The sequence below is a fragment of the Novosphingobium sp. BL-S-32 genome (assembly GCF_056857055.1).
This window is the reverse complement of record NZ_CM166476.1, coordinates 1,044,929-1,058,021: the sequence shown is the minus strand read 5'-3', so window position 1 is coordinate 1,058,021 and position 13,093 is coordinate 1,044,929. Positions and strand designations below refer to the sequence as shown.

The following is a 13,093-nucleotide window of genomic DNA, read 5'->3' as shown; positions in this document are numbered from 1 at the left end:
GTCTTCCGTCGGGTCGCCGTGCCCGGCGGAGGGCGCTTTTCCGGGCTCGAATTGAGCCGAGATAGCTTGCCTTGCAGCCCTGTTGGTGCTAGCGGCGCCCAACTTCGAGCCGACCTCCCACGGGATTCGGCGTATTTTCGTGTTTTCCCAAGGCACCTTCCGCGTCGGAATGCGGAAACAGTGCTTTCGATTTGTGAGGTGTGTCGGTTTATGCAGATTCTCGTCCGCGACAACAACGTCGATCAGGCTCTTCGGGCTCTCAAGAAGAAGCTGCAGCGTGAAGGCGTTTACCGCGAGATGAAGCTGCGTCGCCACTTCGAGAAGCCCTCCGAAAAGCGTGCGCGTGAAAAGGCTGCTGCCGTTCGCCGCGCTCGCAAGCTGGAGCGCAAGCGTCTCGAGCGTGACGGCGTCAAGTAAGGCATTTGCCTGAAGGGGCGCGGGCATCCGCCTGCGCCTGACAGCACCGGCCCGTGCTCTCATCCGGCCGCCATGGAACATCCGTTCCGCATGGCGCCGGGCGAGGGTCGCGGGCCGTGCCGATTCGGGCATGGTGTGTGCAAGCTGCGTCTGTTCAGGCTGCGCGCCCGCGATCCGCGAATCTGCGATCCGCGAATGCGGCTTAATCGCTTGATGACCGCGATTTCCTGATCCATGAGGGCGCGGACGAATCCGTGCCCTTTTGCGTATCCGCGTCCCAATGCGCGCGCGCAGGCGCCACAAGAGAAACCAGGAAGGCTCCATGACAGAGATCACCCGCGTCCCGCTGCAGCCGATTGCCAAGGGCGCCGTTGCCAAGATCTGGATCGGCGTTGCCGCCATCGCGCTGGCCGCCGGTGGTATTGCCTATGCGGCCCTGCCGCCTTCCGTGCGTGTCGAGACGATCAAGGCCGGATCGGGCGAATCGCCCACCATGGATGACGTGGTTCTGATCAACTACAAGGGCACGCTGCCCGACGGTAAGGTCTTCGACCAGCAGAAGGGCGTGCCGATGGCACTGGCGGAAGTCGTTCCCGGCTTCGGCAAGGCGCTGGTCAAGATGCAGCGCGGCGGCACCTACAATGTCGAGATCCCGGCGGCGCTGGGCTACGGCGACAAGGGCGCAGGCCCGATCCCGCCGAACACCAACCTGCACTTCGAGATCCAGCTGATCGACTTCAAGAGCCGGGCAGAGATCGAGCAGCAGCAGCGCATTCTCCAGCAGCTTCAGCAGATGCAGATGCAGCAGGGCGGCGCGGCCGCCGGCGCGGTTCCGGGCGGCATGCCGGGCGGTATGCCCGCAGGCGCCCCGGCCGAAGCGCCGGTCCAGCCTTGATCGCCGCCGCAGTGAAGATCGCCCCGTTCGCTCTCGCATTCGCGCTCATGGCGCCGGTGGCGGCCCATGCGGCTGCTCCGGCAGCGGCCGCACCTGCCGCCGCCACCGCTGCCGCGCCCACGGTCAAGGTCGAAACCCTGACCGCGGGTGAGGGCGCCAAGCCCTCGCACGAGGACTACGTGCTCGTCGCCTACAAGGGCATGCTCAAGGACGGCACCGTGTTCGACCAGTCGGATGCGACGCCGATGGCGGTTGCCGACGTGGTACCCGGTTTCGCGCAGGGCCTCGTGCAGATGCAGCGCGGCGGTTCCTATCGCCTGACGATCCCCGCCGCGCTCGGCTACGGCGCGGAAGGGTCGGGGCCGATCCCGCCGAACTCGGACCTCGTGTTCGAAGTCCAGCTGATCGACTGGAAGACCCATGCCGAATTCGAACAGATGATGGCGGCGGTTCAGGCGCAGCAACAGGCGGCACAGCAGGGCGCTCCCGCCGGCCAGCCGGCCGCGCAACAACCCAAGCAATAAAGCCGTCGGCGGCCTTTCGGGGCCGCTCGATGCTTGAAGCAATTCGGGCCGGGTGCTAGCTGCCCGGCCTGAACTTATGGCGTCCGCGCGTTTCCGGTGCGGTGCCGGTCAAAACTGAAGGAACGCCATGTCGGTCGATACCGCAACCGTTGCGAAGATCGCCAGCCTTGCCCGCATCAAGGTGAGCGAGGCTGAAATCGAGGCGATGGTCCCCGAACTCAACGGCATTCTCGCCTGGGTCGAGCAACTCGGCGAAGTTGACACCTCGCAAGTCGAGCCGATGACCGCCGTCATCCCCAACACGCTGCGCCTGCGCGACGACGTGATCGATGCCGATCCGCTGACCGGCGGCGACAAGCGCGATGCCGTTCTGGCCAATGCGCCCGCCGCCCAGCACGGCTTCTTCGGCGTGCCCAAGGTTATCGAGTGATATCGGCGGAACGCCTCGTATTCCCATCCTTCGATAGGCTCAGGATGAGCGGGTCGGGGAACAGGGACATTTTTTCTCCGCTCGTGCTGAGCTTGTCGAAGCACTGGCGGCACACAACGGCTGGATTGCAGCATGACTGAACTTACGGAACTCGGCGTCGCGCAGATCCGCGATGGCGTCGCGGGTGGCGATTTCACCGCCGTCGAAGTGGCAGAGGCGTTCAACGCGAACGTCGCCGCCGCGCAGGAAGCGCTCAACGCCTTCATCATCGCCACGCCCGAAAAGGCGATCGAGGCCGCGCAGGCCACCGACGCCAAGCGCGCCAAGGGCGAGGCTCTGGGCAAGATGGGCGGCGTGCCGATCGGCATGAAGGACCTGTTCGCCACCTTCGACGTGCAGACCACGGCCGCCAGCCACATGCTGGAAGGCTTCAAGCCGCAGTACGAATCGACCGTCTCGCAGAAGCTGTGGGATGCCGGTGCGGGCATGCTGGGCAAGCTGAACCTTGACCAGTTCGCCATGGGCTCGTCGAACGAGACCAGCTACTTCGGCAACGTGATCTCGCCGTGGAAGCGCAACGACGGTGGCAATGCGGCCCTCGCTCCGGGCGGCTCCTCGGGCGGTTCCTCGGCCGCGCTGGCCGCGCGTCTCTGCCCGGCGGCGACCGGCACGGACACTGGCGGTTCGATCCGCCAGCCGGCCGCTTTCACCGGCACCACCGGCATCAAGCCGACTTACGGCCGCTGCTCGCGCTGGGGCGTGGTGGCCTTCGCCAGTTCGCTCGACCAGGCAGGCCCGATGGCCCGCTCGGTGCAGGACTGCGCGATCATGCTCGAAGCCATGGCCGGTTTCGACGCCAAGGATTCGACCAGCCTCGACCTCCCCGTGCCGAACTGGGAAGCTGCGCTCTCGGGCGACATGAAGGGCAAGAAGGTCGGCATTCCCAAGGAATACCGCGTCGATGGCCTGGACGACGATGTCGCCAAATCGTGGGACGACGGCATTGCCTGGCTGAAGGATGCGGGCGCGGAGATCGTCGAGATCTCGCTGCCGCACACCAAGTACGCGCTGCCGACCTACTACATCATCGCCCCGGCCGAAGCCTCGTCGAACCTCGCCCGCTATGACGGCGTGCGGTACGGCCTGCGCGATCTGCCGGACGGTGCCAACCTTCAGGACATGTACGCCGCGACCCGCGCCGCCGGTTTCGGCCCCGAGGTGAAGCGCCGCATCCTGATCGGCACTTACGTGCTCTCGGCCGGTTTCTACGACGCCTATTACACGCAGGCCCAGAAGGTCCGCGCGCTGATCGCACAGGATTTCGCCAAGGCGTTCGAGCAGTGCGACGTGATCCTCGCGCCGACCGCGCCCTCGGCCGCCTTCGGCCTTGGCGAGAACGTCGACGATCCGCTGAAGATGTACCTGAACGACGTCTTCGCGGTGCCGGCCTCGCTCGCGGGTCTTCCGGCGATGTCGGTCCCGGCCGGCCTCAACCGCGAAGGTCTGCCGCTGGGTCTTCAGGTCATCGGCAAGGCTTTCGACGAACAGGGCGTGCTGAACGCCGGTCTCGCGCTGGAACAGCGCGCGCAGTTTGCGGCAAAGCCGGAAAAGTGGTGGTAATATGAGCACTTATCGCATCCAGGGCGCCACCGGTGACTGGGAGGTCGTGATCGGCCTCGAAGTCCACGCGCAGGTCACCTCGAACTCCAAGCTGTTCTCCAGCTCTGCCACGGCGTTCGGCGCGGAGCCGAACTCGCAGGTCTCGCTGATCGACGCGGCGATGCCGGGCATGCTGCCGGTTCCGAACCGCGAATGCATCCGTCAGGCCGTGCGTACCGGCATGGCGATCGAGGCGCAGATCAACAAGTGGTCGCGCTTCGACCGCAAGAACTACTTCTACGCCGATCTTCCGCAGGGCTACCAGATCAGCCAGCTCTACCACCCGCTGGTGGGCGAGGGATCGCTGACCATCGAGGCGGACGAGAAGGCGGGCATCCCGGCCGACAAGGTGATCGGCATCGAGCGCATCCACGTCGAGCAGGACGCGGGCAAGCTGATGCACGACCAGCATCCGACGATGTCTTATGTCGACCTCAACCGCTCCGGCGTGGCGCTGATGGAAATCGTCAGCCGTCCGGACATGACCTCGCCCGCAGAGGCCGGGGCTTACGTGGCGAAGCTGCGTCAGATTCTGCGCTATGTCGGCTCGTGCGACGGCAACATGGATCAGGGCTCGATGCGCTGCGACGTCAACGTCTCGGTGCGCAAGCCGGGCGAGCCGTTCGGCACCCGTACGGAGACCAAGAACGTCAACTCCGTGCGCTTCGTCATGCAGACGATCGAGCACGAGGCCAGCCGTCAGGTCGATGTGCTGGAAAGCGGCGGCAAGATCGTGCAGGAAACCCGCCTGTTCGATCCCACCACCGGCTCCACGCGATCGATGCGTTCGAAGGAAGATGCGCACGACTATCGCTACTTCCCCGATCCGGACCTGCTGCCGCTCGAACTCGACGATGCCTTCCTTGAGGCATGCCGCGCGAGCCTGCCGGAACTGCCGGACGCCAAGCGCGCCCGCTACGAAGGCGAACTGGGCCTTTCGGCCTACAACGCCGCCGTGCTGACCGCCGATGTCGACACTTTCGCTTGGTTCGAGGCGCTGCTGGCTGAAACCGCTTCGGCACAGGGCAAGCAGCCTGCCGAAGTCGCCAAGCAGGCGGCCAACTGGCTGATTTCGGAATTCTTTGGCGCGCTCAACAAGCTGGGCAAGTCGCTGGAAGACTCGCCGATCAGCCACGAACAGGCTGCGGAACTGCTGGCGATGGTGGGCAAGGGCACGATCTCGGGCTCGATCGCCAAGCAGGTTCTCGAAACGATGTTCGAGACTGGCGACAACGCCGGTGTCATCGTCGAGCGCGAAGGCCTGAAGCAGGAATCGGACACCGGCGCCATTGAGGCCAAGGTGGACGAGATCCTCGCCGCCAATGCCGACAAGGTTGCCCAGTACCGCGAAGGCAAGGTTGCGCTGTTCGGCTTCTTCGTCGGCCAGACGATGAAGGCCATGGCCGGCAAGGGCAACCCGCAGGTGGTGAACGAGATCCTGAAGGCCAAGCTCGGCTGATCTTGCGCATCAGGCACACGAAAAAGCCCCGGAAAGCATTGTGCTTTCCGGGGCTTTTTTCTGGCCTGTCGTGAATGGCCCACCCCGCTGCGGCTAGGTTCGCCTGCGGCTCACCAAGTCTCGCTCCCCTCCCGCTTGCGGGAGGGGTTGGGGGTGGGTTCTATCAGCTCGTCTTCGTGCCGTTCAGGGCCATCGTGCCGAAAAAACCGGCCTTGATCGTGCCGGTGAGCGTCTGACCGTCCACCGTCGCCTTGCAATCGAGATCGATCGGCATCGGGGAGGTCATCTTCATCTTCCAGCTCAGCGTATTGCCGCTGATGGTACCGTTCTTCAGCTCCATCGTGCCGAGATCGCCGGTGATCTGTCCGTTGAAGGTGTCACCTTCGGGAACGATGGTCAGCGTGCCCTTCTGATGACCCATCGGGGTCTTGGTGGAGCATTCGTAGGTTCCCCCGAGCGACATTCAGTTTCTCCTGTTCACAACACTGGCGCAGCGCGGCGTCATTGCGATTCGTCGCCGCCCGCCGCGTTATCCGTCTTGGGCGCCTGCTGGATTTCGATCGGCAGGCCAAGTCCCTTGAGCTGCGGCTCCACCACTTTGCGGTCCCCCACGATCACGAAGACGAGGCCTTGCGGGCGTAGATACTGCGTCGCGGCGGCCGCGACGGCGGGCTGGCCGATGCCGCGGTACTTCGCCGCCAGCGTCACGTAGTAGTCCTCCGGCCGGCCGAGGCGGTCGTTCTGGCGGATCGCGCCGGCAACTTGCGAATTGGTTTCGAACAAGTTGGGAAGCTGGCGGATGGCGCCGTCCGTTACGCGCTGGAATTCCTCCGCCGTGATCGCCTTGGTGGCCGGATAGGCAGTCATGTCGGCGATGATCGACTTGATCGCGTCGCCCGTGCGGTCGGACTGGACCGGGGCGGAGAGCGTGAAGGCGCTTGGCCCCAAGGCCTTGGTGACGCCGCTGTAGACGCCGTAAGACCAGCCCTTTTCCTCACGCAAGTCCTTGTTGAGGCGCGAGAGGAAGCCGCCGCCCAGCACTTCGTTGGCCAGTTGCAGCGGCTCGCCGTCGGGCGTGCGGCCGGTGATCGGCAGGACGCGGCCGGCCAGGATCACCGATTGCGGCGAATGCGGGCGGTCGATCAGCACGATGCGGGGCTGGCTGGCCGCCACTGCCGCGTTGATCGGCTTGGCCGGGGCGGGTGTTGTCGGCGCTTGCCAGTTACCGAAGGCGCGTTCGAGCAGGGGCTTCAGCTCGTCCATGGTCACATCGCCGACCACAGTGATGCGGGCAAGATCGGGGCGCAGCCACTTGGCGTGCGCGGCCCTGAGCGCGTCGGGCGTGAGCGCTGCCAGCGTGTCTGCCTGACCAAGCCCGTCGCTGGGCTGTGCATAGGGATGGCTGCCGTAAAGCGCGGCGCCGAGCGCGCGGCGGGCGAGCGCCGGAGGGGAGGATTGCGCCTGCGAGAGCGCGGCCTGCGCCTGCGCTTTGACGCGGTCGACCTCCGACGGGGCGAAGGCGGGGTTGCGCACCACGTCGGCCAGCAGGTCGAGCGAGGGGCCGAGGTTGGCGGTCAGGGCGGTCAGCGAGGCGCTCGACGTATCGAGCGAGCCGTCGATCGAGATGCCGGCGCCCAGACGTTCCTGCGCCTCGGCAATTCCGGTGGCATCGAGGCTGGTCGTGCCCTGATCTAGCATCGACAGCATCAGGCCCTGCGTGCCCGGCGTATCCAGCGCGTCGGCGGCATAGCCAGCGTCGAAGTCCATCGTCAGCACCACCTTGGGTACGGCGGTGCGGCGCGCGAGCGCCACGGGAATGCCGTTCGACAGGGTGGCCCGCTCGATCGCCGGGAAGGCGAGGGCGCCGACCGGGGCCACCGGCGGGGCCGCGACTTTCGGCGCGGGCGGCGCCGGGGCTACCGGGCGCTTCGGATCGGGCTTGGGGGCGGGCGTCTTGTCCTCATCGCCCCAGCCGCCGAGCTTGGCGCCATCCATCGTGCGCTCGCCCGGCACAACGTCCAGCGCGTAGACCGGGCGCGAGAGCCAGGTGTTCATCGCCGCCTTGACTTGCGCCGGGGTCAGAGCGGCCATGGCGGCAAGGTCATGCTTGTACTTGGCCGGATCGCCCGAATAGGCCTGGCCCTCGGCCAGAGTGGCGCCCTTGCCCTCGAAGCCGCCGACGCGTTCGAGCCCGCCGATCTGATCCGAAAGCGTGCTCACCACGGAGCGGCGCACTTCGTCCTCGGTGGGGCCGTCGCGCAGGAAATCGGCCAGCACCTTGTCGAAGGCGGCATTGGCCTTGGCGCGGTCCACGCCCGGCTTCACCGTCATCGCCATGGTGAGGAAGCTCACGCTTTCCAGCACTTGCGCGTAGGCGGTCACGCTCACGGCAAGCTGCTGGCCGCGCACCAGTTCGTTGTCGAGCCGCGAACTGGCAAGGCCGCCAAGGATATCCATGCCCACCTGAAGCGCGGGCGCATCGGGATCGTTGAGGCCCGGGCCGGTCCAGTTGCGCGTCAACTGCATCATCGGCACCTGATCGGCGATCTCGCGGTGGACGGGGGCGGGCAGGGTGACCGGCCCCGCCGAGACCGGCGCGACGGCCGGGCCGCGCGGAATGTCGCCGAACCACTTTTCCACCAGCGGACGGGCGCTGGCCTCGTCGATATCGCCCGAAAGCACCAGCACGGCATTGTTGGGGCCGTAGTGGTCGGTAAACCACGTACGCACATCGGTCAGCGTCGCCGCGTCGAGGTCCGCCATCGAGCCGATGGTGGTGTGGCGATAGGGGTGGCCGATGGGCAGCAGGCCTTCGTTCAGGGCGTACTCGAAGAGGCCGTAGGGCTGGTTGTCACCCTGCCGTTTCTCGTTCTGGACAACACCCCGCTGCTTGTCGAGCTTGTCCTGCGTGACGGCGGGCAGCAGGTGGCCCATGCGGTCGCTTTCGAGGAACATCGCCAGCGGCAGCGCGCCGGTGGGCACGGTTTCGACGTAATTGGTGCGGTCGTAGGAGGTGGAGCCGTTGCTGGACGTGGATCCGGCGGCGTCCAGCGGCACGTCGAAATCGGGGACATTGGCCGATCCGCCGAAGAACAGGTGCTCATAGAGGTGCGCGAAGCCGGTCTTGCCGCGGGGTTCGTTCTTGGAGCCGACATGGAAATAGAGCGTGACGCCGACGATCGGTGCCTTGCGATCGGTATGGACGATCGTGGTGAGGCCGTTGGGCAGCACGAACGTCTCGTAAGGAATGTCGACCTTGGAGACGAGCGCCGCGGGTGAGGCGGGCTGCGGTGCTGCTGCGGCGGCGACTGGCGGCGGCGCCGAACCCGTCGCGGAATGCGGCGCGGTGGCGCAGGCGGAGAGGAGCAGGGCGGCTGAGAGCGCGAGCAGGCTCGTACGGGTAACGGGTCGCATGGGCTGAGGTCTAGCACGTATGGCGCGCCTCGCCAGTGTTTCAATCGCTTGGCGCTTTGGTGCTGGTTTAATCTCTCCGCCTTTGCCCCAAACGCCCCGTCGCCCCCGCGAAGGCGGGGGCCCCGCTGCCTTGCGGCTTACGAAAGCGTGTCAGAAGGAAGCGGGGTCCCCGCCTTCGCGGGGACGACGGGGTTTTTTGGTCGGCGTCGCTTGGATCTGGGGGGCGGCGTCAACCGCGCCGGAAGATCTGGCCGGAATCGAACCGCGTGATGCGCCATTCGCCGTCGGTGTCGCGGCGGCATTCCATTTTCACGTCGGCAACGGCGAGGGGATCGCACGTGTTGAACGGTGCCTCGCCCTGCGCGGCGAAGAACAGCAGCAGGTAGCCGACCTTGGCATTGTCCGCATCGTCTAACGAGACGCGCAGGCTGCTGATGATGTGGCGCATGGTCATCAGCCCGGCACCGGCCCGCAGCGCTTCGGCGCGGCCCTTGTAGAAGGCCTCAACCGCCTTCAGCCCCTCGCGCCATTCGCCGCCCACGTTGTAGGCCACGTCCTCGGCCAGCACGTCGGCATTGCGCATTTCAAGGCCGTTGTGGATGTCGAGCTCGTCGCCCCACTCGTAAATGACCTGCTTGATTGCGAGGACGTCCGCTGCCTGCTGAGGGGTGAATTTCGCCACGTCTCGATGCCTCTTCCCGTTGATTTCGGTCTGGCCCGCGAAGCTAGGCAATGGGCGGCGCAGCGCCAAGCATTTGCATGCGCGGCAAGCCCGTTCAACGCCGGGGCGACGTTTGATCCGGGTGCCTCCGGATAAATTGCCGCGCGCTTCGGGGTTATCGGGGGTGGCAATCCCGGCGCGGACACCCATCTTGGGGCCGGCCGGTTCCGGCTCTTGTGATTCAACCACTTCTTTCCGCGCCGGGTGGCGCGAAAAAGATCATGGCATGGCTTGTGTTGCAATAATGCAACACTATATGATCGAGATCAGGAGGCAATTCACACCATGAATCTCGAAAAATTCACTGACCGGGCCAAGGGCTTCCTTCAGGCGGCGCAGACGGTTGCGATCCGCATGAACCACCAGCGCATCAGCCCGGACCACATTCTCAAGGCCCTGCTGGAAGACAGCGAGGGCATGGCCGCCGGGCTTATCAAGCGCGCGGGCGGCAATCCGGACTTCGCCGTGCAGGAAGTCGACAAGGCGCTGGGCAAGCTGCCCGCCGTCTCCGGCAGCGGGGCGCAGGCCTCGCCGGGGCTCGACAACGACGCCGTGCGGGTGCTCGATCAGGCGGAGCAGCTGGCCACCAAGTCGGGCGACAGCTTCGTCACCGTGGAGCGCATGCTGCTGGCGCTGGCGCTCGCCACCACGACCGGGGCGGGGCAGGCGCTGAAGGCCGCCAATCTCACTCCGCAGGCGCTGGAAGCGGCGATCACCGATCTGCGCGGCGGCCGCAAGGCAGACAGCGCGGGAGCGGAGAACGCCTATGACGCGATGGCCAAGTACGCGCGCGACCTGACCGAGGCGGCGCGTTCTGGGAAGCTGGACCCGGTGATCGGCCGTGACGAGGAGATCCGCCGCACCATCCAGATCCTCGCCCGCCGTACCAAGAACAACCCCGTCCTCATCGGCGATCCCGGTGTCGGCAAGACCGCCATCGTCGAGGGTCTCGCCCTGCGCATCGCCAATGGCGACGTGCCGGACAGCCTGAAGGACCGCACGTTGATGTCGCTGGACATGGGCTCGCTGATCGCGGGTGCCAAATATCGCGGCGAGTTCGAGGAACGCCTGAAGGCCGTGCTGGACGAAGTGAAGGGCGCGGAAGGCCAGATCATCCTGTTCATTGACGAGATGCACACGCTGATCGGCGCGGGCGCTTCCGAGGGATCGATGGACGCGGGCAACCTGCTGAAGCCGGCGCTTGCGCGCGGCGAACTGCACTGCATCGGCGCGACCACGCTCGACGAGTACCAGAAGTACGTCGAGAAGGACGCTGCGCTCCAGCGCCGTTTCCAGCCGGTCTTCGTGGGCGAGCCGACCGTGGAGGACACGATCTCGATCCTGCGCGGCCTCAAGGAGAAGTACGAGTTGCACCACGGCGTGCGCATCACCGATGCTGCGCTGGTGGCGGCGGCAACGCTCTCCAACCGCTACATCACCAACCGCTTCCTGCCGGACAAGGCGATCGACCTCATGGACGAGGCCGCCAGCCGCATCCGCATGGAAGTGGAAAGCAAGCCCGAGGAGATCGAGAAGCTCGACCGCCGGATCATCCAGCTCAAGATCGAGGAAATGGCGCTCGCCAAGGAGACCGACGAGGCTTCCAAGGACCGCCTCGTCAATCTGCGCGAGGAACTGGCCAATCTCGAACAGCAGTCGAGCGAGCTGACCACCCGCTGGCAGAACGAGCGCGACAAGATCGCCGCCGAAGGCAAGATCAAGGAGCAACTCGATTCTGCGCGGCTGGAACTGGAACAGGCGCAGCGCAATGGCGACCTCGCCAAGGCAGGCGAGCTGTCCTACGGCACCATCCCCTCGCTGGAGCGCAAGCTGGCCGAGGCTCAGGCGCAGGCCGGAAACGCCCTGCTGCGCGAGGAAGTGACCGAGGACGACATCGCCGGTGTCGTCAGCCGCTGGACCGGCGTACCGGTCGACAAGATGCTGGAAGGCGAGCGCGAGAAGCTTCTCAAGATGGAGGAGATGATCGGCCAGCGCGTGATCGGGCAGAAGGACGCGGTTGCCGCCGTGTCCAAGGCGGTTCGCCGTGCCCGCGCGGGGCTTCAGGACCCGAACCGGCCGCTGGGCTCGTTCCTGTTCCTGGGCCCCACGGGCGTCGGCAAGACCGAGCTGACCAAGGCGCTGGCCGGCTTCCTGTTCGACGACGACAGCGCGATGGTGCGCATCGACATGTCGGAGTTCATGGAGAAGCACGCGGTCGCCCGCCTGATCGGCGCGCCTCCGGGCTATGTCGGCTATGAGGAAGGCGGCGTGCTGACCGAAGCCGTGCGGCGCCGGCCCTATCAGGTCGTGCTGTTCGACGAGGTGGAGAAGGCGCACTCGGACGTGTTCAACGTCTTGCTGCAAGTGCTGGACGATGGCCGCCTGACCGACGGCCAGGGCAGGGTGGTGGACTTCACCAATACGCTGATCATCCTGACCAGCAACCTCGGCAGCCAGTACCTCGCCCAGCTTGACGAAGGGCAGGACGTGGAAACTGTCGAGCCGCAAGTGATGGAAGTGGTGCGCGGGCATTTCCGGCCCGAGTTCCTCAACCGACTGGACGAGATCGTGCTGTTCCACCGCCTTGGACAGGAGCATATGGGCCCGATCGTCGATATCCAGGTCTCGCGCGTGCAGAAGCTGCTCAAGGACCGCAAGATCACGCTCGACCTGACCGATGCGGCCAAGCGCTGGCTCGGCCGGGTGGGCTACGATCCGGTCTACGGCGCGCGGCCTTTGAAGCGTGCGGTGCAGCGGTACCTGCAGGATCCGCTGGCCGAGAAGCTGCTGGCGGGCGAGATCCCCGACGGCTCGCACGTCCATGTCGATGATGGCGACGGTGCCCTGGCGATCACGGTCGCATAATCATCGAGCGCGTTGATCTATCTGATGCCCCTCGGAGCGATGCTCCGGGGGGCATTCTGTTTGGGGGAAAGGCCGGGCCGGTGGGGCGAGAAAATCGGGTGACGACAGCGCTTTCGCGCGGGAAGAACTAGCGCTCGCCGGGCGCACCGTTATGGTGTCGGGCCGGTATGGTTGGTGCGAAAGCGAGGACCGAATGAACAAGATTGCTGCAGGTTTGGTGTTGACGATGCTGGGGGCAAGTCCGGCGCTGGCGGCGTCGCCGCTGGAGTCGTGCCGTGCGATCGGCGATGCGGCGCAGCGGCTCGCCTGCTACGATGCGATCCCCATCAAGGGGCAGAAAGCGGCGGCGCCTGCCGATCCGGTCGCGTCGTTCGGATTGACCGAGACGCAGAAGCAGAAGGTCGCGCGCGAACAGCCTGATGTCCCAGCGCCGGTCGAAGATGTCACCAGCAAGATCGCCGTGCTGAGCGCAACGCAAGTGACGTTCGACAACGGCATGGTCTGGAAGGTGACCGACGGCAGCGACATCCTGACCTGGGCACGGATCGGGCAGGAGGCAACCGTCAAGCGCGGAACGCTCGGCGGCTATCGGCTGACGATCCAGAAGGTCAATCGCCTGGCGGTGGTGACGCGCGTGCAGTGAGCGTGACGCCCGTTTGACGCCAAACAAAAGAAGGGGCGGAGCCGCAAGGCTCCGCCCCTTCTTTTT

General features: G+C 65.9%; 11 protein-coding genes. 8 read left to right on the top strand and 3 right to left on the bottom strand.

The window, feature by feature from the left end; all coding sequences use genetic code 11:
• Window positions 1-210: 210 nt before the first annotated feature.
• The 6 genes from rpsU to gatB all read left to right on the top strand — a co-directional run bounded on the left by rpsU (window position 211) and on the right by gatB (window position 5,384).
• Window positions 211-417, top strand: a complete 207-nt coding sequence (rpsU, locus tag AC1VVK_RS04835) for a 30S ribosomal protein S21 (protein ID WP_132386556.1) — start codon at window positions 211-213, stop codon at window positions 415-417.
• A 322-nt stretch (window positions 418-739) separates the two neighbouring features.
• Window positions 740-1,312 (top strand): FKBP-type peptidyl-prolyl cis-trans isomerase, encoded by a 573-nt coding sequence (locus tag AC1VVK_RS04830; protein ID WP_482904595.1) that lies wholly within the window; start codon window positions 740-742, stop codon window positions 1,310-1,312.
• Window positions 1,309-1,836, top strand: coding sequence for an FKBP-type peptidyl-prolyl cis-trans isomerase (locus AC1VVK_RS04825; protein ID WP_482904594.1), 528 nt, complete (start codon window positions 1,309-1,311; stop codon window positions 1,834-1,836). The genes AC1VVK_RS04830 and AC1VVK_RS04825 overlap by 4 nt, the downstream gene beginning before the upstream one ends.
• A 127-nt stretch (window positions 1,837-1,963) precedes the next feature.
• Window positions 1,964-2,266, top strand: a complete 303-nt coding sequence (gene gatC / locus AC1VVK_RS04820) for an Asp-tRNA(Asn)/Glu-tRNA(Gln) amidotransferase subunit GatC (RefSeq protein WP_132386552.1) — start codon at window positions 1,964-1,966, stop codon at window positions 2,264-2,266.
• A 132-nt stretch (window positions 2,267-2,398) separates the two neighbouring features.
• On the top strand, window positions 2,399-3,886 hold the full coding sequence (gene gatA / locus AC1VVK_RS04815; protein ID WP_132386550.1) for an Asp-tRNA(Asn)/Glu-tRNA(Gln) amidotransferase subunit GatA: 1,488 nt from the start codon (window positions 2,399-2,401) through the stop codon (window positions 3,884-3,886).
• Window position 3,887: 1 nt separating this feature from the next.
• A complete protein-coding gene (gatB, locus tag AC1VVK_RS04810) occupies window positions 3,888-5,384 on the top strand; it encodes an Asp-tRNA(Asn)/Glu-tRNA(Gln) amidotransferase subunit GatB (RefSeq protein WP_482904593.1) in 1,497 nt (498 codons plus the stop codon).
• A gap of 163 nt (window positions 5,385-5,547) precedes the next feature.
• Here gatB and AC1VVK_RS04805 read toward each other — a convergent pair whose 3' ends face one another.
• The 3 genes from AC1VVK_RS04805 to AC1VVK_RS04795 all read right to left on the bottom strand — a co-directional run bounded on the left by AC1VVK_RS04805 (window position 5,548) and on the right by AC1VVK_RS04795 (window position 9,480).
• Window positions 5,548-5,847, bottom strand: a complete 300-nt coding sequence (locus tag AC1VVK_RS04805) for a hypothetical protein (RefSeq protein ID WP_482904592.1) — start codon at window positions 5,845-5,847, stop codon at window positions 5,548-5,550.
• Between the two features lie 38 nt (window positions 5,848-5,885).
• Window positions 5,886-8,798, bottom strand: coding sequence for a M16 family metallopeptidase (locus AC1VVK_RS04800; protein ID WP_482904591.1), 2,913 nt, complete (start codon window positions 8,796-8,798; stop codon window positions 5,886-5,888).
• 229 nt (window positions 8,799-9,027) lie between these two features.
• The gene (locus AC1VVK_RS04795) at window positions 9,028-9,480 is read right to left on the bottom strand and encodes a nuclear transport factor 2 family protein (RefSeq protein WP_482904590.1); all 453 of its coding nucleotides are present in this window, start codon (window positions 9,478-9,480) and stop codon (window positions 9,028-9,030) included.
• Window positions 9,481-9,804: 324 nt separating this feature from the next.
• On the opposite strand from AC1VVK_RS04795, the gene clpB reads away from it, so the two are divergent.
• Together clpB and AC1VVK_RS04785 are read left to right on the top strand one after the other, a co-directional pair.
• A complete protein-coding gene (clpB, locus tag AC1VVK_RS04790) occupies window positions 9,805-12,384 on the top strand; it encodes an ATP-dependent chaperone ClpB (protein WP_132386540.1) in 2,580 nt (859 codons plus the stop codon).
• A 193-nt stretch (window positions 12,385-12,577) separates the two neighbouring features.
• Window positions 12,578-13,027: a hypothetical protein gene (locus tag AC1VVK_RS04785; protein WP_132386538.1), complete on the top strand. Its 450-nt coding sequence runs from the start codon at window positions 12,578-12,580 to the stop codon at window positions 13,025-13,027.
• Window positions 13,028-13,093 lie beyond the last annotated feature (66 nt).

Excerpts from the sequence above, each read along its gene's own strand:
- AC1VVK_RS04830 (WP_482904595.1), top strand. The coding sequence starts at position 740 with ATGACAGAGATCACCCGCGTCCCGCTGCAGCCGATTGCCAAGGGCGCC.
- gatC (WP_132386552.1), top strand. The coding sequence starts at position 1,964 with ATGTCGGTCGATACCGCAACCGTTGCGAAGATCGCCAGCCTTGCCCGC.
- gatB (WP_482904593.1), top strand. The coding sequence starts at position 3,888 with ATGAGCACTTATCGCATCCAGGGCGCCACCGGTGACTGGGAGGTCGTG.
- gatA (WP_132386550.1), top strand. The coding sequence starts at position 2,399 with ATGACTGAACTTACGGAACTCGGCGTCGCGCAGATCCGCGATGGCGTC.
- AC1VVK_RS04785 (WP_132386538.1), top strand. The coding sequence starts at position 12,578 with ATGAACAAGATTGCTGCAGGTTTGGTGTTGACGATGCTGGGGGCAAGT.
- rpsU (WP_132386556.1), top strand. The coding sequence starts at position 211 with ATGCAGATTCTCGTCCGCGACAACAACGTCGATCAGGCTCTTCGGGCT.
- clpB (WP_132386540.1), top strand. The coding sequence starts at position 9,805 with ATGAATCTCGAAAAATTCACTGACCGGGCCAAGGGCTTCCTTCAGGCG.
- AC1VVK_RS04805 (WP_482904592.1), bottom strand. The coding sequence starts at position 5,847 with ATGTCGCTCGGGGGAACCTACGAATGCTCCACCAAGACCCCGATGGGT.
- AC1VVK_RS04800 (WP_482904591.1), bottom strand. The coding sequence starts at position 8,798 with ATGCGACCCGTTACCCGTACGAGCCTGCTCGCGCTCTCAGCCGCCCTG.